We start from the raw sequence: 24,352 nt of genomic DNA on the forward strand, positions 1-24,352 counted from the left end.
TTCATCGAGGGATCAATCGATGGCGCGAGCGTTCGGACTTGCATCGAGAAGGTTCTTCTGCCGGCGCTTCGGCCCGGCGATATCGTGGTCACGGACGCTCTGGGCAGCCGAAAAGCAAACTCGGGCGCCAGCTCATGCGATCAGCCGACGCCAAACTGTTTTTCCTGCCAAACTACTCGCCCAACCCGAACAACCCGATTGAATGGGTCTTCCCAAGCTTAAACGTCTGCTCCGAGGAGCGCCGCCCGAACTGTCGATGCGGTCTGCGCCGCCGTCGATGAAGCCGTGACAGCATTCCCCCAGAAGAACGCGCGAACTAGCTCGGAAATACAGGCTATCGACCCCAATGCCTTCACGCTGTAGTCGGAACAGGGCTGAAATCGCGTTCCCAGTTGTCAGAGATCAAGCTTCGAGAATCCTAACGATCGATCGTCGCAAGCAACGATGGACCGATGGACTAAGCCGTCCAGCCGGAGAATTCGGCGTCAAGGGTATCATCGCGCCGCTGCGCTATTGCGCGTTCCCGCGCATCGAGCTGGCAAGCGTTTTCTCGAAATGTTGGCATTTCGATCCAAGGTGCAATGTTGACCTGCGCTATGATTAAGATGTCCGTGCGTTGGAACTTGTATGACCACCTTATTGTACCGCTGAATGCTCGCCCGATCTCCCTCTGCCATCGGCTGCTTTTGACTGCGCTCGATCTGTTCGATCTTACCACGTGGGATCTGTTGCTAATTTTTGATCTACCCTCGCGTCCGAGTGGCATTGATAACTCCGGCCCGGCTCTATTCGGTCGGGGAACAAATGCCTCGATGGCGGCTCAATGCTTCGTTGACAATCTCGCTCCGACTTTTTTGCGCGGGATGAGAAGCAAACCGTAATTGGTGTTCGTCGACCGCTCCGCTCATTCTATTGGTACGGCCGACACAAGACACGCGGATGCGACATCGGGGTGCTCCGCTCCAGTGCGCCCGATGCTGGCGACGTGAAGAGGATGACCGTAATGGACCGATTCAAGATCGGCTGTTGTGGTCCCAATGAGTGCCGCCAGCCGAACAGTGATCGCATCCTCACTCCCCGAGTCTGCGTTCGCGCTCTTTTTCATCGCTTACTTGCACATAACGCGCAAAATCGCCGCTTTCATCTGTTTATTCTCCTTTGCAGTCGATGCTTGAGGCGAGAAAGTGCTTATCCGACCATTCGTCAAAACAAGACCGAGACAACAAACCTTCTATCGCTCGGTCGCGCGAATTTTGCTCTCTGGCGAGACGAGCCGATGTGCGGTGACTCCGGTCTCAGGAGGTTCGTCTGAGGGTTGGCTGAAGAACCCCACCTCGTCTGACTATCTTCAATATTGACGCGGTACGTGACCGGTATCAGTTGCTGAATCATCGCCGGTGAGCGAGTTATGTCAGATATCACAGCGGTGAATTCTATTCAGGCGATTCGAGCCCCCGCGTCCCATCGACTGAGTGATGCTTCTACCTCTATCAAGTTACTAAGACGCGGCGGATCGCCGCCTTTTGGCCCGCTGCTTCGAGAAGCGGCGCTTCGCGCGCGCGCTAGGAACAAGTCAATTCCCGGCACATCTCGAAAAGCCAGCATCGACGATTTAGACTGTGCGCGGGGCAGACGCGTTTCAAAACGCTCTTCACCACAGGCGTCCGGACGCTGGGAGATAGTGAGTCATTTTAGTCTGGACGCCTAGGAGGTAAGCCAAAAACGATATGACGGACATGCCCAAGCCCCGGACGTTCAACGCCGACGGTATCACCGCGCCATTCCGACATGCCACCTTCCGTCGTATTTGGCTCGCAAGTTTGCTGTCCAATCTTGGCGCTTTGATCCGGGGAGTCGGCGCAGCTTGGGCGATGATGCAGATGACATCGTCAGCGGACATGGTGGCACTTGTACAGACCGCGCTGATGCTGCCGGTTATGCTAATCTCGATGCCGGCTGGAGCGATTGCCGACATGTATGACCGGCGCAGGATTATCCTGTATTCGCTTGGGATCGCGTTGACGGGCGCGACTGCGTTGACCACGCTCGCTTGGCTGGATCTCGTGACGCCAAATCTTTTGCTGGCACTGTGCTTTCTGGTAGGTACCGCTGTGGCGCTATTGGATCCCGCTTGGCAGTCCTCCGTAAGCGAGCAAGTCCCCTCTGACGCTTTGCCTGCGGCGATAGCATTAAACGGCATCAGCTACAACCTCGCGCGAAGCGTTGGACCTGCGCTCGGAGGGATTGTCGTGGCAGCCGCCGGCATAGTGGCCGCATTTGCTATCAACGCCCTGTTGTATCTGCCATTGATGTTTGCTCTATTTCTGTGGAAGCGCGCCCCTGAGCCATCGCGTGTGCCACCCGAAAGCCTCCATCGCGCTATCGTTTCGGGCGTTCGCTACATCATGAATGCGCCATCGATTAAGATTGTGCTGATTCGCGCCATGGCCATGGGCTTGTTCGGGGGCGCAATCATTGCTCTGATGCCGCTGGTCGCCCGCGATCTCCTGCACGGAGGTGCCGAAACCTATGGCATTATTCTCAGTGCCTTTGGTCTGGGCGCCGTGATCGGTGCGCTCAGCGTCACAGAGGTACGCAAGCGTATGACGGGGGAGGCCGCCATTCGGGCCTGCGCCCTTTCGATGGGCGGTGCTCTTGTGGCGGTAGCGATAAGCCGCGAACCACTTCTGACGGCCGTCGCGCTGGTTTTGGCTGGGGCGGTATGGATGATGGCGTGGGTACTTTTCAGCATTGGCGTGCAATTGTCAGCGCCGCGCTGGGTGACAGGGCGAGCGCTTGCGGCCTACCAGGCGGCCAGTTCCGGCGGGATCGCCGTCGGAAGCTGGGCGTGGGGCCATGTGACTGACATCGCCGGAGTAAATGTTGCGCTCCTATTGGCGGCCGCTTTGCTGGCCGTCTCTCCGCTGCTCGGGTTTTGGTTGCCCATGCCACGCGTCAGCGCACGGGGCGAAGAACCTGAGATGCTCGACGATCCGAAAGTGCGTCTGGCACTGAGCGGACGCAGTGGACCGCTCGTCGTAGAGATAGAATATCGGGTCGGGCAGGAGAACGCCCGCTCTTTCCATAATTTAATGCAAGACATTCAACTCTTCCGCCAGCGTAACGGAGCCTATGGCTGGTCGATCGCCCGAGATATTGCAGATCCGGAACTGTGGACAGAGCGTTATCACTGTCCAACGTGGCTCGATTATTTGCGCCAGCGCAACCGCGCGACTAAATCGGAGCGCGCGCTGGACCAGCGGGCAACGGCCTTCCACATCGGTCCAGAGCCTGTGCGTGTGCGGCGCATGCTCGAGCGCCCGTTCGGATCCGTACGCTGGAAGGAAGACGCGCCCGATCGCGCTGCGGCCAAGGACTTAGAGAGCAAGCACGAGCATGGCGCAATGCGCTAGTTGCAGGGAAGATGTGGGCCCCGCTGCAGAGATGGCATCAACCCAGTTCCGACCTGCTCGGGACACATACCACGAACTCCCGCAGGAGCGAGGCGGCCCGGTAGCTGAAAAGAGCAAAGGATTAACTTACCAGAAGCGCCCCGCGGACGGCGGCGCTTTTTCTCAGCCGGTAGAGGCGCTCGATTGCGCTCCCTGGCTCTAGTCAACTTCTCCTGCCGAACCGCACAGGGTTCTGAAAAAGGGGCCACCCCCGAAGGAGTGGCCCGCCAAGTCAGGGAGGAAATGCCCCCATGGGAGGCCTCGGGGATCAGGCCGCAGCCTGATCGATCGGTGAGTATGGCAGGCCAAGACTTTCGGCCACGGCCTTGTACGTTAACCGGCCACGATAGACGTTGAGGCCCGCTCGCAGATGCTGGTTCTCGAGGACGGCTGCAAATCCCTTGTTGGCGAGAGCCAGTCCAAACGGCAGTGTGGCGTTATTCAGTGCGTGGCTGGAGGTGAGCGGGACAGCCCCGGGCATGTTGGCGACGCAGTAATGAATTACTCCATCTAGCTCATAGGTTGGTTCGGCGTGTGTCGTCGGACGAGATGTCTCGAAGCACCCACCCTGATCGATCGCAACGTCAACGATGACGGCCCCCTTTCGCATCGAGCTCAACATCTTGCGAGTAACCAGCCTAGGCGCGCTCGCTCCAGGAACGAGCACCGCCCCGACCACGACGTCCGCGGCAAATACCTCTTCCTCAACAGCATCTATCGTCGAAAACCTGGTACGAACTCTGCCACCGAACAGCTCATCCAGCACGCGCAGGCGAGCAATCGACCGGTCAAGCATTGTAACCTCTGCTCCCAAGCCAACGGCGATGCGGGCGGCATGGGTACCGACAACGCCGCCTCCGATCACCACGATGCGCGCCGGCTGAACACCCGGCACGCCGCCGATCAACAGCCCCCGACCACCTGCATACCGCTTCAGGGCTGCACCGGCTGCTTCAATCGAAAGCCTACCTGCAACCTCACTCATCGGCGCAAGTAGTGGAAGTCCGCCATATACATCTGTCACCGTTTCGTAGGCGATTGCAGTACATCCGGATTTCAAAAGCCCCTTGGCCTGCTCAGCGTCCGGCGCCAAGTGCAAGTATGTGAACAGAATCTGATTCTCTCGAAGCTGGGTCCATTCGGAAGGCTGGGGCTCCTTGACCTTTACGATCATCTCGCTTGACCCGAATACCTCGCTAGCGGAGCCCAGGAGTATTGCACCAGCTTTGCGATAGTCTTCGTCGGTGGCGCCAATGCCAGCCCCTGCATTTGTCTCGACCGCTACACTGTGGCCGGCGGCGACATACTCGCGGACGGCTCCGGGCGTCAGGCCCACGCGATATTCGTGGGTCTTGATTTCCTTGGGAACACCGACCTTCATTTGCCATCTCCTTCGTGAGCGGCTCTTTTAGTCGGAAGAGCGGTGCAAACCTGCAACCCGGAACGCCAAACAGCGCAGTAATCCATCAATCTTCTCGGCTCGTTTGCAGGATTTCGAACAATGGCCGGGGAACGGGCTCGACTGCCAGGCATACCAGAGTGGCAGCCGGGATCTCGGTTAATCACGCCACTAGTCAGAGGCACTCAGCAATCCGGATTGATCTCTGCTCGAATGCGCTTCTTTCGATCAAGCCCTTCTCTTCAGGCCGGCAAAGCGCTTGAACTGAAACATCTGAGCCGTTACTGCGGCCGATTGCGGCAGCTTTCGTGGAGCCGCGGAGTTACTCAGGTTGCAACAGTCAAATGTTACCCGGAGACTCGCCGAGATAGAACACCACATGGGCGTTGCCCTTTTTTAGCGGCATAGCGGAGGTGTGCCTCCAACCCGGGCCGGCTGTGACGTTCTTCGTCTGTCGAGGAGTATTCTGGAGGAATTCGACGCAGGCATCGCCTCTCGCGGTAGCGATGTTTTTGCTCAGGCTCCGTCGCTTCTCCTGAAGCACTGACCTTCGCCCACGTGGGCACGATTGAAATCCCGCATTTTTTGAGGAATCTCAACTCGGGGATAGTGAACCCGCCAGCCCAGCCGGCGGGCTGCCGCAAACACCAATCCGAAAGGCTGGTCTGGTACACCACCCCGAGTGTCGCGCCCCCTGCAGGATCATCTCTTCCAAATCAGGCCGGCCGACTACTGCGCGACAATTGACAACGCAGAATGCAGGAGAAGAGTGATTTCTAGTCCGCAATTGCAGCGGGTTCTGGAAATCTCAACACCTTTAGCTGGCGCTCCGAACAGGATTGAACTGCGCCTGTTGCTGACCCGCAGCATTACTTTGGCGACCGTATCGGCCGTCGCCGGGCCTAGCTGAGCTCGCACACCTACTTGAGCTGCGCGTGTAGTAAGTCATGATCGAGCTCGCCTTCCCACCAGGATACAAACACCGCGGCAATGCCGTTTCCGATGATGTTCGTAAGCGCGCGCACCTCGCTCATGAACTTATCGATCGAGAATACGATCGCAATGCCCGGCACAAGCTCAGGACTTACCACCGTCAACGTTGCGGCCAGGGTGACGAAGCCAGCACCAGTAACACCGCTTGCGCCCTTCGAGGTGAGCATCGCCACAACCAGAATGGTGAGCTGCTGGCCGAAGTTGAGATCGACCCCGAGCGCCTGTGCGATGAATAAGGTCGCCAACGTCATGTAAATGTTGGTCCCATCCAAATTGAAAGAGTATCCGGTCGGCACCACTAGGCCCACCACCGGTTTGGAACAGCCCAGCCGTTCGAGTTTTTCCATCAACTGCGGCAGCGCGCTTTCGGACGACGACGTTCCGAGCACGATCAGCAGCTCATCCTTGATGTAGACGATGAACTTTAAGATAGAAAAGCCGACCAAGCGCGCGATCAGGCCAAGCACAATGATCACGAAGAGCCCGGCCGTCACATAAAACAGCGCAACCAATCCGATGAGTTTACCGAGCGCGGAGGGTCCGAATTCGCCGATGGTATAGGCCATCGCGCCGAACGCTCCGAGCGGCGCGGCCTTCATCACGATCCTAATGACACCAAACACCGCGTGCGCAGCGTCGTCAACCAGCCCGCGCATCCGCTCACCACGCTCGCCAAGCGCCATTAGCGAGAACCCGAATAGGATGGCAAACAGCAGCACCTGTAGCACGTCGCCTCGCGCCAGGGCGCCAACTACGCTATCAGGAATGATATTGAGGAGGAAATCGACCGCCTTCTGCCCCTCCGCCCTTTTGACGTAGTTAGCTACCGCCGCGGCATCAACCCGGGGAGCGAGCCCATGACCGGCCTGAACGAGATTGCCCATCACGAGACCCAGGACGAGCGCGAAGGTTGATACGATCTCGAAGTAAAGCAGCGCCTTGATGCCGACTCGGCCGACCTTTCGTGCATCCTGAACATGCGCAATTCCGGACACAACAGTGCAGAAGATGATCGGTGCGATCACCATCTTGATCAGCTTGATGAAACCGTCACCAAGCGCTTTGACCCAGCTGCTCGTCCCCACAGCAGGCCACAACCAGCCAACGAGAATGCCAATCAGGATCGCGATGAGTACCTGGATGTAAAGAACTTTGTACCAGGGGCCAGAGGGCTGGAACAGGGCGGCGGCTTTGACAGAGCGGCGCTGGCGGTGAGTGTCCATCATGCTCGCCCCGGCGCCGTGGTACCAAAGAGAGGGGGCAATGAAGGTACGGCTTCGCTCAGTGTTCCTTCGGTTGGGGGCGCAGGGGACTCTGACCGCTCCTGATGGCCCCGTCCATTGCCGCGGGTTGGCGCCTGTCCCGAATCGGCTGGTGGTCGACGCGAAATGAAATTCTGAATCGCTTCTGAGAGCAGCGATAGGATCTTGAGAAAGCTTCCTTGAGAGCTGGAAAGCATCAGCGTCACCACCCATTTCCATCTTTTTTGATTGTTCGATCAGCAGCTTCTAAGACGCCAACCTTCGCAGCGGCGACCATTCTTCACCTCGACAGGCACTCTCGCCGCTATCGCGCCGGAGCGCGAGAAATCTTGAGAAAACATTCACCATAAAGAACTTGTGCTGGTGCGGCCTCGCCTGGGTTCACCGGCTCGCTCCTCCTGCCCTCAATTCATCCAATGCCCCGACATTCCCAACAGGCATCGATTTCGATCGCAAAACCACGCGGCCGAAAAGAATGCCAAGCAAAATTGCTCACGCTACCTCCGTTGGCGATCTCGGTTCCGGTCTTTCGAGAGCCGTGTTTTCCGCCGCCAAACAGCACTCCTCGTATGAGAGCTTCTCACTCCTGTAGCTGGCCAAGGCCTGGAGAGAGCCCTTCACGACGTCCCGTTTCGCACGATCCGAGGCAGGCGCTGCATCCAGCCACTTCAGCGCCAACTCGACCAGTTCGATCGCGCGATCCCTTTTACCGGTCTCGTAATAGTACTGAGCGACCGCCCCGTAAGATAGGAACTTCGCGCCCTCACTACCTTTGGGCGGATTCGCCGCCAGGATGTGTTCGGAGAGGTCCTTGCCCATGGCAAAGCGCTCGGCATCTGGGAAACCGGAGTAGTCTTTCGCGGGGTCGAACAGTTGGCGGATGGCCACGCTCATCCAAACCACCGATTTCTTGTTGATCGCGTCGCGAACCAATTGGCGCAATACCGGCAGGCCGGCCCCCATGTCACGAATGTTGTGAAGCAACAATTCCGCATGAAGCCCACGGAAGGTGACCTCGTCCGGCATCAAAGCGAGTGCCGCCTCAACCGCTGAAAGGGCTGCCGCCCAATTCTTACTCTTCATGGCGGAGTCAAGTCTGGCAAAGATCGGCTCCACCAGCGCTCGCTTCTGCGATAGTTCGCGCTTTCTGCGTCGGCCCGTGTTTATCCTCTCCGCATCGAGGGCTTTGGCTTCGTCGCTCACTGCCCAGGAACCGTTCAGAACTTTGGGTAACACGTTATCGAGTTGCGTCGGATGGCCGACAAAGGCCAAGCGGCCATCACGGTCGACCACGTATGACGTGGGAATCCCGACAGAAAAGCTGGGATCCATCCAAAGCTTGCTCATGTCGCCCGCATAGTCGAATGCGATCGCGTAGTTCAGATTCGGCACGCTCTTCGTCAACCAAGCGTCCAGGCTGGCTCGCGCCTCATCTGCCGTCGAAGCTTGTTCGTGAGCCGCGATGCCCACCACCTCAACTCCATTCTTCCTGTATTTGTCTTGCAGGATCACAAAATTCGTCATCGAGGCGATACATGTTCCGGACCACGTCGCCCAAAACTCGACGATGTATACTTTCCCAGGCTCGAACTTTGTAACGGGCTGGCCACGTAGCCAGTCCTCAACTTTGATCAAGGGCGCTCGCGAACCGACGCTCAGCACATTTCTCGCACCGACTTGACTTGCGCTCTCGGTCATACTGGTCATTGCTCAAACTCGCTTTACCTGGCTCTGCCGAGAAAAATAGCAAATCGCATGCCACCCAGCGCTCATTGATATTACGCATTTTTCGTATCGTTCCTGTCGCCCTCGCGACGCATGTCGCATATCCGACCAGCTGTCTGGAGCATCTCGGCCAATCAGTCGGTCGGACGTTCTTGACGCACCTATAGACCGACGGAGCGGGAACCCAGGCAGCGCAAGGCCGAGTTCACCACTCCACATCCTGATCGGTTTCCAGGATGACCATTCCGGTGCTCGGGAACACGACGTAAACTGACCTGCTTTGGTCCGTCGACTTGCGCTCGAGGGCGATCTGAGATTTCCAGTTCAACTCTTTAAGCCAAGGGTCGATGAACCGGACCAGGGCGGCCAGCTGCAGCAGCACATTGATACTGAACGCCGTCTGATACGCGATTGAGGGGTAGTGTCCGTCCTTTTCCGGCCATTGCTCGAGAATTAACCCCGTCCCGTACTGCACCAGGAAAGCCCACCCACGTTGAGCAGGCTGTTTGCGCGAGCGATCAATTCGGCCGGAAGGTAATCTCCGGTGATCGCGTGAGGGCGAATGCTGATCCCACCACCGCCACAATGATCCATGACGGTAGCGACAGCAAAGGTGGATGCAAGATCAGCGCGAGTTCGGCTGCAATGAATAGAGCAGCTATGATCGCGAGCAACGTTTCAATGTTCTTGCCATGCCGGCGCAGCCGAATCGGCGACAGCACCGAGCAGCAATGCGCCAATGCTTGGGGCTACCGCCATGACGAGCAATTGTATGACAAGGCCTATTCGATCTAACTTTTCCACATCGCTCAGCCAAGACGCTGCCCACAAGGACTGCAGAGCCATGCGGATCCGATGCATGTTGAAGAAATCGGCGTAATTCTCCAGAACCGCATCCGTACGGACGGTCTTCAGGCTGACTATCTCGAGGGCTCTTCGTAGCTGCGTGTTGCTCTCGAAAAATAGATCGCAGCGGCTGTGGTGGCACTGGATGCGGCAAGCACCTCAAATAGACCGCGCCAGCCTTCCAGTTAGCAATGCCTCGGCTGGTGCGGTTGCCGTCACCGCGCCCAGTGCACCCAGAAACAGTGACCGATGCGTATGGCGGACTTCCACTACTTGCGCCCATGAGCCATACTGCAATAGTCTGCGCGCTTCCACTTTGTGTCGCCCGGCACGAACTGAGTTCGACCCACCGGTCTCCTTGGCATCGGTTCTCGGCGGTCGAGATGCGCGTGACTAGAGCTCTAGGCTGCCCGCAGCCGATCTCGACGGGCTCGCCGCCCGACCGCTTGGCGACTTCGGCCGAAACTTGCCACATATCCTGGAGATCGCGGGCATGGATGCCTATGTGGTTTTGGCTAAAACCCTGCCGCTCCTCACGATTAAGCGCCCCGTGTCGACTTTGTTCGCGCAGTTACTGAGCCAACGACCTGTGTTCGGAGCGCTGCAGGCACCATGCGGGACACGGCCGCGGGACCGCTAGATGAGCCCCCTGGGGTGCGAAGCGGATCAAACGGGTTCGTGATCGGTCCGGGGTGCGAATTGCCGAGCTCGGTGGTAACTGTCTTTCCAAGCATAATAGCGCCGGCGGCCTGAGTGCTTGCTCAATTGATGATGTAGTTTCTTAGATCACTCGTCCTGCCCCCGGTAATTGCACGTCCAACTGAGTTGCGGCCCGACAACCAGATTGGAAGAGCCGTACAAAGCTGCAACTTGGAACGCAAAGGACGCAGCAATCCGGCGGTCTTCGGCGCCTTCTTGCAGGATTTCAAACAGACGACGGAGTTCGCGCACTTGGTAGCGATGATATCATAGCGTGAGCGCGAGCAACTCGGCTGACGCGATACGCCTCAGCCCAACGACGCAGGCTCGCGCGATGAAGATCGATCGAAGACGAAATTGATCGCCTTCTTCGTTGTTTTGCCCCATTCGCAGCGATGCTCGTTCGGGTAATGCAAGGAGCGCTTACCAGGGAGGCCCGTGGGTTCATCCAGGATGGATCGAGTTTTTCAACGATTTGCTGAGCAATTGACCGAAAGCACGCATCGAGACGCAGCTCAGCAGAGCATGGCCGAGGTCGCCGCTGCGCTCAAACTGTCGTGCTTCGCATATCTCGCTCTTGCCCGTAGGCCAGGCAGTGCTCCCAACCTGATCTCGACATATCCACCCTCCTGGACCGCCATTTATCTGCAGCGCGGCTACGAATCCGTCGATCCGGTGGTACGTCGGGCAATGCGTCATCCTAAGCCCTTCCGATGGGGACTTGGATTCGAAGCGCGAAGTCGGTCGGAGGCAGAACGCGCTCTGTTCGAAGAAGCCGCCAAATTTGGGATTCGCTGCGGATTTACATTCCCTATCCACGATGACAAGGGCGCAATAGCCGCGCTGAGCTTTGCAAGCGACGAGCGTCGATCTGCTTTCGAACGCTCGCTGGTCGAGCACGCCCAGAGCCTGCGGCTCATCGCAGCGTTTTTCCATGCACATGCAAAACGCTTCTGGACGATTGACCGCATGGTCGGTGGGGTGATGCTGTCTCCTCGCGAGTACCAGTGTCTCGAATGGTCCGCGTGCGGCAAATCAGCTGGGGAGATCGGGATCATTCTTGGGATCAAAGAGCGAACCGCGGGATATCACCTGGATAACGCGCGCGCGAAGCTCGGCGTCAGCTCGCTTCGTCAAGCGATCGTGCTATTGACTGAGTCAAAATCTCGAAAATAGATCAACCGCGAGCTGTAAGCACCTGTGCAACTCCACAGGATGTGCTTTTCTGCCTTCTCTGCTTGCTTGCCTGAAGCAAGGCAGGGAGGCAAGAATGATGCAGCTCATTATGCCGGGGTACTACGGCGAATTCATCGACGATCTCGCCGAGATGCACCGGCTCCGGTATCGCGTTTTCAAACAGCGCCTGGACTGGAACGTCGAGGTCAGTGGCGAGATGGAAGTCGACGAGTTTGATGTCCTTCGACCCGTGCACCTCCTGAACCGCTCGAACGCTGGACATCTTCAGGGTTGCGTCCGACTTCTGCCTTCGACCGGCCCAACCATGCTGAGAGACACCTTCCCGATCCTTCTGGACGGGCAGCCGGCGCCCCGAAGCGACAGGATTTGGGAGAGCAGTCGCTTCGCGCTCGATGTTCCTCCTGATGCGCCGAAGGCAAGTGGTGGACTTGCGGCCGCTACTTACGAGCTGTTTGCGGGCATGATTGAATTCGGCCTTTCGCTTCAACTTACCGAAATCGTCACGGTCACTGACGCGCGCATGGAGCGCATTCTTCGGCGCGCCGGGTGGCCACTCCGCCCGATCGGCAAAGCTCGTCCTCTCGGAAACACTCTGGCCATGGCGGGCTATCTGGAAGTGTCGACTGATGCCTTAGAACGCATCCGCAAAGCGGGACACATCTCAGGTCCGGTGCTCTGGGCTCCAGTTGTCCGAGCGGCCGCCTAGAATCTGGAAGCAAGGACAATCCGGGGCATCGCTGCGCTTTGGAGCGGAAAGCCCATCTGCTTAAGACTTACGATGCACAAACCAAGTCGATCAACATCCTCCCTTCAAGCCAGCAAGGCAATCGAACTGAAGCATCTGCAATCGGTCGTGGCTGCGGCCGATTGTGGCAGCCTCCGTCAAGCGGCGGAATTGCTGAGAACCCAACAATCGAGTCTCAGCCGAAGAATCAGCGAGATCGAATATCACCTGGGAATTGCGGTCTTTGAGCGCTTTAGCGGTGGTGTGCGCCCCACGCAGGCAGGCCGCAGTGTTCTTCGCCTGGCAAGGACAATTCTGGAGGAGTTCGATGCTCTCATCGCGACCGCGAGGGCTGTACAGAACAGCGAGGCTGGCCGGCTGAGTGTGGGGCTCTGCACCTCACTTTCCATTGGCAACCTGCAGACGTCCTTGCTGGATTTCAAGCAGCGATTCCCGCAAATCGAGCTTGTGACGATCGAGAAATCACGAACACGCCTTGCGACTGCACTTCGCAACGGCGTTATCGATATCCTGATCGTCACAGGGAACCTGCCGTTACTCGACAACAGAGTGATGCCGCTGTGGAGCGAACGTGTTCTGGTTGCCTTACCCCATGATCATCCCCTCACCGCGCGCGACACAGTCTATTGGAGTGACCTGCGCGGCGAGACGGTTCTGCTGAGCCATTACGATCCGGGAAAAGAGTTCGAAGATCTTTTGAATTCCAAGCTCGCGTCGCCTGAGGACCGCCCTAAACTCGAGCGCCACGACGTCAGCCGCGGTATCATCAAGAGCCTGATCAGGATGAACACAGGAATCAGCTTGGTGCTGGAATCCGACATGGGCATCAATTATGCAGGCCTCATCTACCGCGAATTGCGCGACAGATCCGGTCCGAGCCGATTCGCCTTTTCGGCATACTGGCGAGACGACAACGAAAACCCTGCGTTGACTGCCTTCTTGAACTTGCTTTCTGAGCGCTATCCCTCGCCTCCGCTCGGATGTTGACGGGCCCGTCGAGCCTTCCGAAAACTTCTATCCGCTGCCATGAAGCGCGCCAGCATGGGTGCAATCAGTTTGGCTGGATCCTGGATCGGTTGCCCCGTTTCCTGTGCCAGGATTTCGGCATAGGCAACGAGGTCACGGTGAATGCTCGCCGGCAGTTCATGCGTCACTTTTATCGGCTTATCGTCTTCGAGCGCTCCAAGTTTAAGCTTAGCCATCGTACCTCACCCTCTATACGGTTCGAGCACCAAGTCACGATTGACGATCACCCGCACCGGAAATCCCGGACGAATCGTCAAGGTCGGCTGGATGTTGAGATTGCGGCGCACGACCTGCTGGCCCGTCTGGTTCATCGAGTCCCCCGCCCCGCGCCGGAGCGCAGCGATGAGGTCGCTGTTGGTGGTACCCGTATCCGATCCGGAATTCACCTCGGTGCCGACGGCGAGCAGAGTCGAAAGCGCAGCGGCCCCCATCAGCTCCTTCCAATGGTTGTCGACTTCATCCTCTAGCCCAGAGTAGCCCGCGCCATCTGCGCCCGGCTGCCGTTCCAGCACGATCGACCGCCCATTTGGCATGATGAGGCGCGTCCACACCAGGAGGACGCGCGATTGGCCAAATGCGACTTGGCTATCATACGTCCCGATCAACCGGGCTCCTTGCGGGATAAGGCGAGCTCGCCCGGTAGGGGAATCGTATACCGCTTCTGTGACTTGGGCCGTGATCTGCCCAGGCAGGTCGGACCGAATCCCCGTGATAAGAGCAGCCGGAATGACCGTTCCCGCCTGGACCACAAAGGGAGAGACCGGTCTTGCGAGGCGATCGGGACTGGTGGTTCGACGGTCAACGGAAGCACTGACGAACGCAAGTTTTCGATCCTGGCCATTCTGGGCAAATGCTTCGTCGGATGATGGCGCTGCATTTGATGGGGCTTCACTTGCCGATGTGACAGGGGCCTGCGCGCGGACGCTCGTGCTGGCAAACACCTTGCTGGTGCGTGCCGCCTCGCTCTCCCGATTGACGCGCTGCTGTTCAGCGTCAACACCGAGCGGGCTGGACGTCGATGAGCCTTGTGCTGCGACGATCGGCCGGCCAAGATCGCCGGGTAAAGGCGGTCCAAGGCGCGGCACCTCCTTCGGGATCTCAGCATAATCCTTCGGCAAGGCTGCAAGCTGATCGGCGAGATTGTGGTGGTCGGTCGCGTAAAGCTCCTCGGCGGCCGGCATGCGCGATCGCTTCTCCTGCATAGCCCAGAAGACCGCACCAGAGATGAGCACCAGCAAAAGGGCGCTGCCACCCGCAAGCACCTTGCGCGATAGGCGCGTGACTTGCGGCCGATTTGGCCGAAGCCGAAGGGTTGCGGCGATATTTTCCGGCGGCTTAACCCGAGGAGCGTCCTTGGTTGCGTCATTCGGCTGGCCAGTCTCTGTCACAGCGACCTCCCGTCGGTTCGGACGATCCTGACCTTCTGCTGGTGCTCCTCGCCGAGCCTCAGTTCCGCGGCCGCGAACAGCCGGTCGACGATCAGCACATTGCCGTAAGCGCGATAGTTGACGAGCTCGGTCTTGCCGTCAGGCCCGATCACGAACAGCGGCGGCATCTCGCCCTGACCGATGCCGGGCGAAAACTCGATGTAGACCTTGCGCCCATCGTCATAGGCATTAACAGGACGCCAGGGTGGGCTGTCTCCTTCGATGGCGTAGCGGTAACGGCGCTGCGCCTGGTCCGGGATGACGGGTTTGGGCGGTAGAGCTCGACCACGCGCGGTCCGATCCTCAGGATAGAACCATGCGACCTGTGGCATGTAGGGCTTTTCCCGGGAGCGGAGCTCGATCAGGTAAGTGCGCCGATCCGTGTTGACCACGAGATTGGTCTCGATCGCCGGGCGTGTCGGCTTCACCATGATGTGCACACGTCGCGTGTCGCCGCTGCCGCTTTCGGTGTCGCCGACCACCCAACGCACGGTATCACCCGCGGCAACTGGTCCCGACCCGATCAGTTGCTCGCCGGTTTCCAAGGCGATGTCGGTGATCTGCCCCGGCGCGGCATAGATTTGATAGAGAGCGCCCGGACTGTACGAAAATACCTGCACCGCATTGAAGTAGCCAGCTTTCCGAGGCTGCACACGTGCTGCGTCATTTGCGGTCTCAATCCGCTCGACGGGCTCTTTGGCTTCCGCGTTCTTGCCGCCGCGCGCCGCCTTCCAGGCCGGTGGGACATGCAGCGGCCGCGGCCGATCGTCGGCAAGCGCCGGCAGATCTGGAGCCGGCGGGACATCGCTATCGTAACTGATTTGCGGCGGCTTGAACGTGGTGCACCCGCCAAGGGTGGACACACCAATTGCGAGAGCCAGAGCCAGGCTCGGGCGGACCCTCTGTGACGCAAAAACGAGACCTGACGGCATTGCTAACCCAGCTCCTTCGACCAGTTGATGGCGTTGACGTAGATGCCGAGCGGATTCTTGCGGAGGCGATCGAGATCGCGAGGCATCTCCACGATGATGCTGAGGATCGCGCTCCACCGCTCGGTTGCGGCCAGCTGACCGTTGTCGTAACGGCGTTCGACCCAGGCGAGGCGAAAACTCTCAGGGGACGCCCGGATGACGCTCGAGACCTCGATCGCAATTTGCGTCTTGCCGAGCTTGGCGAATGGATCGTTGTTGCGTGCATAGTCATTCAGCGCGACGGCGCCGCGATCGGTCGTAAAGTCGTAGGCGCGGAGCCAGTTTTCGCGAAGGACAATGGCGTCCATCGGCAGGCCTCGCACATGCTCGATGAAGCGCGCCAGGTGAAAAGCTACTTGCGGATCGGTCGGTTGATAGCTGGCGTTTGCCGGAGCAACCGCTTTTGCTTCCCCCAATTGATCGACCTCGACCACCCAGGGCGTGATCGTCCCATGCGCCGATTGCCAGACCAGGATGCCGGCGAAACCAGCGGATAAAAAGAGGCAGCCAAAGGCCATCAGGCGCCAGTTCTTGGCCTGCACGCGCGCAGACCCAATGCGATCATCCCAGATTTGAGCTGCGCGTTGATAGGGGGTGACGGCTTCTGGCGTGCGGCCATAGTGAACGGCCGATCGTTTGAACATTGCGAGACCTCAAGTGACGGGTGAGAAAACGGAATTGGTCGATCAGAAGAGTCAGCGGTCATGTTGGGAGAGGTCGACAGATCCGCCGCCCCCGCCGGGATCACCCGAACGGATCGCGTGGGTTGCCGCCGATGCGCCATGGCTGATCGTCTGCGCTCTCTTCATGCGCCGAACCCAAGCGGGCGCACCGTCGGAAGGTCTCGGGGCGTCCCCTTCCCCCTTACCGGCATCGTTCGCTGTTCCACCACGACCAGCTGCGACCGAGCGCAAGGGACTAGCAGCCTTGGACGCACTCGCCTCCAAGCCGGACTGACTCCCCGCCCGAAGCACGCTCATGGTGCCGCTTGCAATCGCGCTTCCACCTCGTAGCGAGCCTGCAATCGCGCCGCCGGCGAGACCGGCAGCACCGGCCGCAACGCCAGCGCCAGCCGCGACGACTCCACCGGCGGCAAGTCCCGTCCCAACGGCGCTGCCTGCGCCGAGCTGCGGGCCTCCGGAGACAATGCCGTTGGCAATCCCTGGTCCGAAAATGCCGAGGCCCAACAAGGCGAGAGCGCCGAGCACCAGCGCCATCGCGCTCTCGATGGTCGGCTGGTTGCCGCCGAAACCTGCCGTGAACTGCGAGAATAAGGTCGATCCAATGCCGACGATGACGGCGAGGACCAAAACCTTGACGCCGGAGGAGATGACGTTGCCCAGCACCCGCTCGGCCGCAAAGGCGGTCTTGCCGAACAGACCGAAGGGGATCAGGACGAAACCTGCAAGCGTCGTCAGCTTGAATTCGATCAGCGTGACGAAGAGCTGGATCGCGAGAATAAAGAAGGCCAGCAGCACCACGATCCAGGCGAACAGTAGGACCGCGATCTGGACAAAATTCTCAAAAAAACTGACATAGCCCATCAGCCCCGAGATCGAGTCCAGGATCGGGCGGCCGGCATCAAGCCCCACCTGCGCGATGCGGCCTGGCCGCAAGAAATCTGCCGATGACAGGCTCGTGCCCGAGGCCTTAAGGCCAAGACCTGCAAAGCTCTCGAAGACGATGCGGGCAAGGCTATCCCAGTTGCCGATCAGATAAGCAAAGGTGCCGACAAACAAGGTCTTCTTGACGAGGCGGGCAACAATATCTTCATCAGTCGCCCAGGACCAGAACAGCCCCGCGAGCGTGAGGTCGATTGCTGCTAACGTCGTGGCGAGATAGCCGACTTCGCCTCCGACTAGGCCGAACCCGGAATCGATATAGCGGGTGAAGGCTTCCAGGAACTGGTCAATGACAGAGGTGCCGCCCATCGTTCACTCGCTTCGGCTTGGAATGGAGGGTGACAGGGAGGGGAGGCGGCTTTCGTCCTTGCGCCGCGGCGCGGAGGAAAATGGCGCCGTTCCCCGGCCACTATCCAAAGGGTCTACCGATCCGCTCTTCCCCAAGAATTGGTTGCGCCGTTCCGCCCAGATCTTCTCGCATTCCAGAAGGGCCTCTCTCTGCGCGTAGGTGACGGTGCGGCATTGCTCGAGCTTTGCCGCCGTCGGATCAGGCTTCGCAGCGAGCGAGGCGGAAGATTGGGTCGCGCTGTCGTCGCCGCGCAGGCGAACGGCGCAGGCGGCGACGACCAGGACTGTGAGGCAAACTGCCACCGCGATCGGCAGCCGTTCAAATCTGTTCTTTATCATCAGTGGAACATCTGCACGGTTGTCGGTTGATAGCCCTGACTTTGGGTCAGAAAGCGCCGCAGCTGCTCCCTCCCCTGATCCTGGGCACTTGCTCTTTGCGCGGCTTCGAGCGTTTGTGCGCGACCTTGCGCGGCCACGAACGCTGTGAGATCAGCAAGCTGCTGCGTTTGCAGCGCAAGGAGCTGGTTGCCGGCCTGACTTGCCTGCAGAGCACCTGACGCGCCTTGGCTCGCCGTGACCAGGGCTGACATTTGCGTGCGGTTGGTATCGAGATTACCGACGACGGTTGCCTGCACCCGCATGGCGTCCTGCAGCCCCGCAACCGAGTTCTGCCAGCGTGTTTGGGCCTTGGCAACGAGAAGCCCATTGGACATGCTTGCGGATGCCGGCGCGTAAGTTGTTGAGAACGCGCGATCGATCTGCTGGACATCGTAGGCAATGCGCTGCGCTTGACTGAGCAGCTGCTGCGTGCGCTGAATCGATTGCTCGAGCTGCTGCAAGGACGAGTACGGCAGGCTCGCCAGGTTCTTCGCCTGATTGATCATCATCTGCGCTTGGTTTTGCAGCGAGGTGATCTGGTTGTTGATCTGCTGCAGCTCGCGCGCGGCCGTCAGCACATTTTGCACGTAGTTGTTGGGATCAAACACGATCCACTGTGCCTTCCCTTCGCGAGGTGCCTGGGCCAGCGCCACGGCGACGATACTCACGGCCAAAAGCGGACGGAGACGTTTCATGACAAGCCACCTTCCCTGGCAAGCTGCGGAATGAGATTGCAGGCCCAGCCGAGGTCGCGCGCCTTGAGCCAGCCGGTGACGAAACCGTCTGGTCCGTGCTCCTCAAGAACCCGCTCGATAAGAGTCTGGTCGGTCTTGGAAGACGCGGCCGCAAAAGCCAGCGCGATTTCGCCAAGGCCGAGCTCGAAGAGGCGGTTGCCGCGGCGCGATTGGCAGTAGTAGTCGCGCTTGGGCGTCGCGCGGGCGAGGATCTCGATCTGCCGATCATTCAGTCCAAAGCGCCGGTAGACGCCCAAGATTTGCGGCTCGATGGCGCGGTCATTGGGAAGCAGGATCCGGGTCGGACAGCTCTCGATGATGGCAGGCGCAATTGCGGAACCGTCGATATCGGCCAGCGACTGGGTCGCAAACACGACGGAGGCGTTCTTCTTGCGCAGCGTCTTGAGCCATTCGCGGAGCTTGCCGGCAAAATCGGCATCGTCGAGCGCAAGCCAGCCCTCATCGATGATGAGCAGTGTCGGACGGCCGTCGAAGCGATCTTCAATCCGGTGAAACAAATAGGAGAGAACCGCCGGCGCGACACCGGTCCCGATCAACCCGTCGGTCTCAAACACCTGGACGGAGCCCTCTCCCAGCCGTTCACCTTCCGCATCCAGGAGCCGCTCAAACGGCCCGCCGAGGCAATAGGGTTGCAGCGCACGCTTCAAGGCATTGGATTGCAAAAGAACGGAGAGGCCAGTCAGCGTCCGCTCCCGAACTGGCGCCGAGGCGAGCGAGGTCAAGGCCGACCAGACATGATCCTTGGTCTCGGGCGTAACCTCGATGCGCTCGCGCGCAAGGATCGATGCAACCCAATCGGCTGCCCAGCCCCGCTCCGCGACGTCCTCGATGCACGCAAGCGGCTGGAGCGCCACGAATTCTGCCGAGTCTCCACCAACCGCGCCGCCTAGATCATGCCAGTCGCCACCCATGGCGATCGCCGCCGCACGGATCGATCCACCGAAATCGAAGGCAAAGATCTGGGCTTCCGGATATCGCCGGAACTGCAGCGCCATCAGCGCGAGCAGCACCGACTTCCCGGCGCCGGTCGGTCCAACGATCAAAGTGTGTCCGACATCGCCGACATGGAGCGAGAAGCGGAAAGGCGTCGATCCTTCCGTCTTGCCGAAGAACAATGGAGGCGCCTTGAAATGATGGTCCCTCACCTCTCCCGCCCAGACCGCAGAGAGCGGGATCATGTGGGCGAGATTTAGCGTCGAGACGGGCGGCTGGCGCACGTTTGCATAGACCTGTCCCGGCAGGCTGCCGAGCCAGGCTCAACGGCATTCACTGTCTCGGTTATGGAGGTAAAGTCCCGGCCCTGGATGACCTTTTCAACGAGGCGTAGCTTTTCGTCCGCCGCCTGCGGATCCCTGTCCCAGACCGTGACGGTTGCCGTCACAAAGGCTTCACCAATCTGATCCGAGCCGAGCTCCTGGAGCGCGTGATCTGCATCCATCGCCTTGTTGTGGGCGTCGGTATCCAGAAGCGTGGACGCCTCGTTCGTCATCACCTCCTTCAGGATCGCGGCAATCGACTTGCGCTTGGCAAACCATTGCCGCCTGATCCTGGTCAGGAGTTTTGTTGCATCCGTCTTGTCGAGCATGATCGCCCGCGTCGACCAGCGGTACGGGAGCGCCAGCCGATTCAGATCGTCGAGAATTCCGGGCGTGGTCGCGCTCGGAAACCCCACAACCGTCAGGACACGCAGATGCGCGTCACCCAGCATCGGCTCAAGCCCGCCTGTCAGCGGCTGATCGGCAAGCAGCGCATCGAGATACATTGGGATTTCCGGCACCCGAACACGATGCCGCTTGGTCGACACCGTCGAGTGCAGGTAGGTGAGCGTTGCCTCGTCATCGAGCCAGCCGCACTCCGGCATAAAGCCCTCGACGAGCTGCAGCACGCGGTTGGTCCGGTCGACGAAGCCACTCAGCACCTCGCGCGCATCCGCTCCCACGCTGCGATGGGTCCCCTCGTACAGGAGACGCTCGGCCACAGCTGCACTCTCTGCAGGCGGCAGATAAAGGAACGTCAGGTAGTAGCTTGATTCATAATGGCTGCCGGTCTCCTCGAATTGCGCTTTGCGCTCCGCATCCACCAAGGCGGATGCGACATCCGGGAATGTGTCGGGCGGATAGCGCCCTGCCGAATGCCGTTGCGCCTCTACGAAAACAGCCCAGCCGGATCCGAGACGCCGGAGCGCGTTGTTCAGCCGGCTTGCGACCGCAACAAGCTCGGCCGGCACGGAACTGTCGAGATCCGGCCCCCTGAACCGCGCCGTCCGCTGAAGCGAGCCGTCCTTGTTCAATACGATTCCCTCGTCGACCAGAGCAGCCCAGGGCAGGAAATCAGCAAGGCGCGTGTTTGAATGGCGGTATTCGGCAAGATTCATCATGGGACTTTTCTCAAGCGCTGAGGTGACCGGGAACACGAACGTGCCGGCGCACGACTTCGACGAATTCCGGATCGCGTTTTGCGGCCCAGACCGCGGCCATGTGGCCGATGAACGCCAGCAGAAGGCCGGCCAGCCACAAGCGCAGACCGAGGCCGAGTGCTGCAGCCAATGTGCCGTTAAGAATGGCAACCGATCGCGGTGCCCCGCTCATCAGGATCGGCTCGGTCAACGCTCGGTGGACAGGGGCGACAAAGCCGGGGACTGGCTCATCCATCAGATCACCACCCCGCCGCCGAACGAGAAGAACGACAGGAAGAAGCTCGAGGCGGCAAATGCGATCGACAGACCGAACACGATCTGGATCAGCCGCCGGAAGCCGCCCGACGTGTCGCCGAATGCGAGCGAGAGACCTGTCACGATGATGATGATGACCGCGATGATCTTGGCCACGGGTCCTTCGACCGATTGTAGGATCTGGTTGAGCGGCTGCTCCCAGGGCATGTTTGAGCCGGCGGCCCTTGCCGGCAAGCTGGCCAAGTACAGACAAGCGAATGCTGCAACTGATGTGAAACCTCGGCCGAGAGAGAATGGTGCGTTCATGGTTGATCTCCGATCTTCGAAAGGCTGTAGTCGCCTGATGGTCCAAGCCCGGTGAGGGAAGCGAGTTCGCTCAAACGCCGTTCGGCACCACGGCCAGAGAGCACGGCAATGACGTTGATGGTCTCGGCGATCAGCGCGCGCGGGACCGTGACGACGGCCTCCTGGATGAGCTGCTCGAGCCGGCGGAGCGCGCCAAGCGCAGTGCCGGCGTGGATCGTGCCGATTCCGCCCGGATGTCCCGTCCCCCAGGCCTTGAGTAGGTCGAGCGCCTCGGCCCCGCGCACCTCGCCGATCGGGATACGATCAGGGCGCAGGCGAAGTGACGAGCGCACAAGTTCGGAGAGCGAGACGACGCCATCCTTGGTCCGCAGCGCCACGAGGTTCGGCGCCGCGCACTGAAGCTCCCGCGTATCTTCAATGAGAACGACGCGGTCCGGACCTTTGGCCACCTCCGCGAGAAGCGCGTTCGTCAGCGTCGTCTTGCCAGTTGAGGTGCCGCCGGCGACCAGGATGTTCTTTCGCGCGGCAACCGCACGACGAAGCGCGTTCGCCTGCGCCGAGTTCATGATGCCGGCAGCGACATAGTCGTCCAGGCCGAAGACAGCGACCGCGGGTTTGCGGATCGCGAAGGCGGGCGCTGCAACCACCGGCGGCAGCAGGCCTTCGAAGCGTTCCCCGGTTTCCGGCAGCTCAGCCGAGATTCGGGGCGAGCCGGCGTGAACCTCAGCTCCCACATAGTGCGCGACGAGCCGGACAATTCGCTCGCCGTCGGCAGCCGACAGACTCTCGCCGGTATCGGTAAGGCCGCTCGACAGCCGATCGATCCAAAGCCGGCCATCAGGGTTCAGCATCACCTCAACGATCGACGGATCTTCCAGAAAGCCCGCGATGGCAGGCCCCAGCGCTGTGCGGAGCATGCGCGCTCCGCGCAACTCGGCTTCCGAATGAAATGAATGGATCGCCACGACTGCCCCCGGGTTGACTGAGGCAGCTAGCGTCTAACCGCCTCACATGAGGACAACTAAAAAAGCAGAACCTGCGCGACAGCAACAATGGGACCATGTCAATCGTAGTCTGGCGTAGAAGAAGAAAGATTCGGGACGATCGCTTTTGACGCGCCTAACATCATGAGCCGGGACATCAGCCGGCGACATGCTGGCTTCACCACTCCGCATGATCGTCCGCCTCCAGGATGGCGAGCTCGGCTGGTGGTATAACGACCTCAACCGAATTCCAGCCTCCCGCCGGTTCACGAGTGACCGAAGCGCCAGCCTTCCGTTTCCGGCGCGCGAGCCACGGGACGGCTGCGAACCAGACCAGCGCTGCCAGCTGCAGCAAAACGTTCACACCGAACGCGGTCTGATAGGCCATTAAAGGATAATGCCCCGCCTCCAGAGGCCATTGCTCCAGAATCAGTCCCGTCCCGTACTGCACGACGAAAGCCCAGCCAAACTGCAGGACATTCAGACCGCCGTTAGCGCGCGCAACCAGCTCGGCCGGGAAATAATCCGCTATCATGGCGTAGGTCAGAGCAGTGGCTGATCCTGCCATCGACAGCACGCACCACGGCAGGAGTGATGGCCAGGGCGGATGCAGGATCAGCACAAGCTCCGCCACAATCAATATCGCCGCGACCAAGCCAAACAGAGCCTCGCTCTTCTTGGCCCGCCGGCGGACCCAGTTGGCAAGGAAGCCCAAGACCAGAGCGCCAAGACTCAGAGCGACCGCCATCACGAACAATTCGTTGACGAGTGTCGTTCGATCCAGCCGCTCCACATCGGAAAGCCAGGGCGCTGCCCATAAGGATTGCATTGCCCAAGCGGACCCGATGCAGGTCGCCGATAAGGGCGCCATTCTCCAGAACCGCGCATCCGAGTAGACGGTTTTCAGAGTGGCGGGCATCCTGGTGCCCTGTGGCCCAGTGGTTCGTTCGGGAACCACGAGATAGATCAAGATGGCAGCAAGCGCACTTGCGGCGGCCAGCACGCCGAATAGACCCCGCCATCCGATCCAGTCCAGGAGCGCCTCTGCAGGAGCCGTTGCTGTGACGGCGCCCAATGAGCCCAGCATAATCATGTAGCCATTGATGAGCGCCATGCGTTCTCTTGGAAACCACAGGACAATGATTTTCAGCCCGGACATCAGGGCTGCTGCACTCCCAAGTCCGACAATCGCGCGAGCAAAAAGAAGCGACAGGAATCCCGTCGATAGCCCAAAGAGCGCGGCACCCCCTGCAGCAACAGCTAAGAGCACGCTCTGGACCCGGCGCGGCCCAAAGCGATCAAGTAACATGCCGATCGGAATCTGGGCCGCCATAACGACCAGAAAATAGATTGACGTGAGCAGCCCGATATCGGCAGCGCCAAGCCCGAGATCAGCGGCGAGGCGGCCAGCAATAAGTGTATTGATCGTCCGGAACAGGTACGAAAGGTAGTACCCGGCCGCGAAGGGAAGAAACACGCACGCGATGAGCCGCCACACAGGAACTGACTCGAGTCGTGCCACCGGCAATGTTTGCGACCCAAGCTCC

Annotated in this window: 21 protein-coding genes and 3 pseudogenes; 6 read left to right on the plus strand and 18 right to left on the minus strand. The window is 59.8% G+C overall.

All coding sequences use genetic code 11. From position 1 onward, the window contains the following. Window positions 1-42: 42 nt before the first annotated feature. Both GWG67_RS30190 and GWG67_RS30195 read left to right on the plus strand, forming a co-directional pair. Window positions 43-212 (plus strand): annotated as a pseudogene (locus tag GWG67_RS30190) (transposase); the annotation flags it as partial. A 1,515-nt stretch (window positions 213-1,727) separates the two neighbouring features. After that, window positions 1,728-3,413, plus strand: a complete 1,686-nt coding sequence (locus GWG67_RS30195) for an MFS transporter (protein WP_275172975.1) — start codon at window positions 1,728-1,730, stop codon at window positions 3,411-3,413. Window positions 3,414-3,720: 307 nt separating this feature from the next. On the opposite strand, the gene ald is transcribed toward GWG67_RS30195, so the two are convergent. Next, window positions 3,721-4,833: an alanine dehydrogenase gene (gene ald / locus GWG67_RS30200; RefSeq protein WP_275172977.1), complete on the minus strand. Its 1,113-nt coding sequence runs from the start codon at window positions 4,831-4,833 to the stop codon at window positions 3,721-3,723. Between the two features lie 349 nt (window positions 4,834-5,182). Between ald and GWG67_RS30205 the strand changes: the two genes are divergently transcribed. Further along, window positions 5,183-5,251, plus strand: a complete 69-nt coding sequence (locus GWG67_RS30205) for a hypothetical protein (RefSeq protein WP_275173143.1) — start codon at window positions 5,183-5,185, stop codon at window positions 5,249-5,251. Window positions 5,252-5,771: 520 nt separating this feature from the next. Here the strand turns inward: GWG67_RS30205 and dctA are convergent. From dctA to GWG67_RS30230, 5 genes and pseudogenes are all read right to left on the minus strand, one after another. Continuing rightward, window positions 5,772-7,067: a C4-dicarboxylate transporter DctA gene (gene dctA, locus GWG67_RS30210; protein WP_275173145.1), complete on the minus strand. Its 1,296-nt coding sequence runs from the start codon at window positions 7,065-7,067 to the stop codon at window positions 5,772-5,774. A gap of 531 nt (window positions 7,068-7,598) precedes the next feature. Continuing rightward, on the minus strand, window positions 7,599-8,813 hold the full coding sequence (locus GWG67_RS30215; RefSeq protein ID WP_275172979.1) for a TlpA disulfide reductase family protein: 1,215 nt from the start codon (window positions 8,811-8,813) through the stop codon (window positions 7,599-7,601). A 223-nt stretch (window positions 8,814-9,036) separates the two neighbouring features. Further along, window positions 9,037-9,306 (minus strand): hypothetical protein, encoded by a 270-nt coding sequence (locus tag GWG67_RS30220; RefSeq protein ID WP_275172980.1) that lies wholly within the window; start codon window positions 9,304-9,306, stop codon window positions 9,037-9,039. A gap of 43 nt (window positions 9,307-9,349) precedes the next feature. Further along, window positions 9,350-9,553, minus strand: coding sequence for a hypothetical protein (locus GWG67_RS30225; RefSeq protein WP_275172982.1), 204 nt, complete (start codon window positions 9,551-9,553; stop codon window positions 9,350-9,352). A 663-nt stretch (window positions 9,554-10,216) separates the two neighbouring features. Continuing rightward, window positions 10,217-10,417: pseudogene (locus tag GWG67_RS30230) on the minus strand (amidase family protein); the annotation flags it as partial. Window positions 10,418-10,829: 412 nt separating this feature from the next. Here GWG67_RS30230 and GWG67_RS30235 point away from each other — a divergent pair. The 3 genes from GWG67_RS30235 (at window position 10,830) to GWG67_RS30245 (ending at window position 13,305) form a co-directional block, all read left to right on the plus strand. Continuing rightward, window positions 10,830-11,552 carry a LuxR family transcriptional regulator gene (locus GWG67_RS30235; RefSeq protein ID WP_275172984.1) on the plus strand — a complete coding sequence of 241 codons (723 nt, stop codon included), beginning with the start codon at window positions 10,830-10,832 and terminating at the stop codon, window positions 11,550-11,552. A 94-nt stretch (window positions 11,553-11,646) separates the two neighbouring features. Beyond that, the gene (locus GWG67_RS30240; protein ID WP_275172986.1) at window positions 11,647-12,279 is read left to right on the plus strand and encodes an acyl-homoserine-lactone synthase; all 633 of its coding nucleotides are present in this window, start codon (window positions 11,647-11,649) and stop codon (window positions 12,277-12,279) included. Between the two features lie 72 nt (window positions 12,280-12,351). Beyond that, window positions 12,352-13,305, plus strand: coding sequence for a LysR family transcriptional regulator (locus tag GWG67_RS30245; protein WP_275172987.1), 954 nt, complete (start codon window positions 12,352-12,354; stop codon window positions 13,303-13,305). On the opposite strand, the gene GWG67_RS30250 is transcribed toward GWG67_RS30245, so the two are convergent. The 12 genes and pseudogenes from GWG67_RS30250 to GWG67_RS30305 form a co-directional block, all read right to left on the minus strand. Then, window positions 13,278-13,520: a DUF2274 domain-containing protein gene (locus tag GWG67_RS30250; protein WP_275172988.1), complete on the minus strand. Its 243-nt coding sequence runs from the start codon at window positions 13,518-13,520 to the stop codon at window positions 13,278-13,280. The genes GWG67_RS30245 and GWG67_RS30250 overlap by 28 nt on opposite strands. Before the next feature lie 6 nt (window positions 13,521-13,526). After that, the gene (locus GWG67_RS30255) at window positions 13,527-14,732 is read right to left on the minus strand and encodes a TrbI/VirB10 family protein (protein WP_275172990.1); all 1,206 of its coding nucleotides are present in this window, start codon (window positions 14,730-14,732) and stop codon (window positions 13,527-13,529) included. After that, window positions 14,729-15,703, minus strand: coding sequence for a P-type conjugative transfer protein TrbG (trbG, locus tag GWG67_RS30260; RefSeq protein WP_275172991.1), 975 nt, complete (start codon window positions 15,701-15,703; stop codon window positions 14,729-14,731). The genes GWG67_RS30255 and trbG overlap by 4 nt, the downstream gene beginning before the upstream one ends. A 2-nt stretch (window positions 15,704-15,705) precedes the next feature. Then, window positions 15,706-16,386: a conjugal transfer protein TrbF gene (gene trbF / locus GWG67_RS30265; protein ID WP_275172992.1), complete on the minus strand. Its 681-nt coding sequence runs from the start codon at window positions 16,384-16,386 to the stop codon at window positions 15,706-15,708. Window positions 16,387-16,437: 51 nt separating this feature from the next. Next, window positions 16,438-17,673, minus strand: a complete 1,236-nt coding sequence (gene trbL / locus GWG67_RS30270) for a P-type conjugative transfer protein TrbL (protein ID WP_275172993.1) — start codon at window positions 17,671-17,673, stop codon at window positions 16,438-16,440. Between the two features lie 3 nt (window positions 17,674-17,676). Next, window positions 17,677-18,051, minus strand: a complete 375-nt coding sequence (gene trbK-alt / locus GWG67_RS30275) for a putative entry exclusion protein TrbK-alt (protein ID WP_275172994.1) — start codon at window positions 18,049-18,051, stop codon at window positions 17,677-17,679. Beyond that, window positions 18,051-18,785, minus strand: coding sequence for a P-type conjugative transfer protein TrbJ (gene trbJ, locus GWG67_RS30280; RefSeq protein WP_275172995.1), 735 nt, complete (start codon window positions 18,783-18,785; stop codon window positions 18,051-18,053). Before trbJ ends, trbK-alt begins: the two co-directional genes overlap by 1 nt. Then, window positions 18,782-21,222: pseudogene (gene trbE, locus GWG67_RS30285) on the minus strand (conjugal transfer protein TrbE). The gene trbJ and the pseudogene trbE overlap by 4 nt, the downstream one beginning before the upstream one ends. A gap of 10 nt (window positions 21,223-21,232) precedes the next feature. Continuing rightward, entirely contained in the window at window positions 21,233-21,496 is a 264-nt protein-coding gene (locus tag GWG67_RS30290) for a VirB3 family type IV secretion system protein (protein ID WP_275172997.1), read from the minus strand. Next, window positions 21,496-21,822, minus strand: a complete 327-nt coding sequence (locus tag GWG67_RS30295) for a TrbC/VirB2 family protein (RefSeq protein WP_275173000.1) — start codon at window positions 21,820-21,822, stop codon at window positions 21,496-21,498. Before GWG67_RS30295 ends, GWG67_RS30290 begins: the two co-directional genes overlap by 1 nt. Next, entirely contained in the window at window positions 21,819-22,739 is a 921-nt protein-coding gene (gene trbB, locus GWG67_RS30300) for a P-type conjugative transfer ATPase TrbB (protein WP_275173002.1), read from the minus strand. The genes GWG67_RS30295 and trbB overlap by 4 nt, the downstream gene beginning before the upstream one ends. 244 nt (window positions 22,740-22,983) lie before the next feature. Further along, on the minus strand, window positions 22,984-24,303 hold the full coding sequence (locus tag GWG67_RS30305) for a nitrate/nitrite transporter (RefSeq protein ID WP_275173147.1): 1,320 nt from the start codon (window positions 24,301-24,303) through the stop codon (window positions 22,984-22,986). Window positions 24,304-24,352: the final 49 nt, after the last annotated feature.

The sequence above is a fragment of the Bradyrhizobium sp. CSS354 genome, from assembly GCF_029051725.1.
Classification (GTDB): Bacteria; Pseudomonadota; Alphaproteobacteria; order Rhizobiales; family Xanthobacteraceae; genus Bradyrhizobium.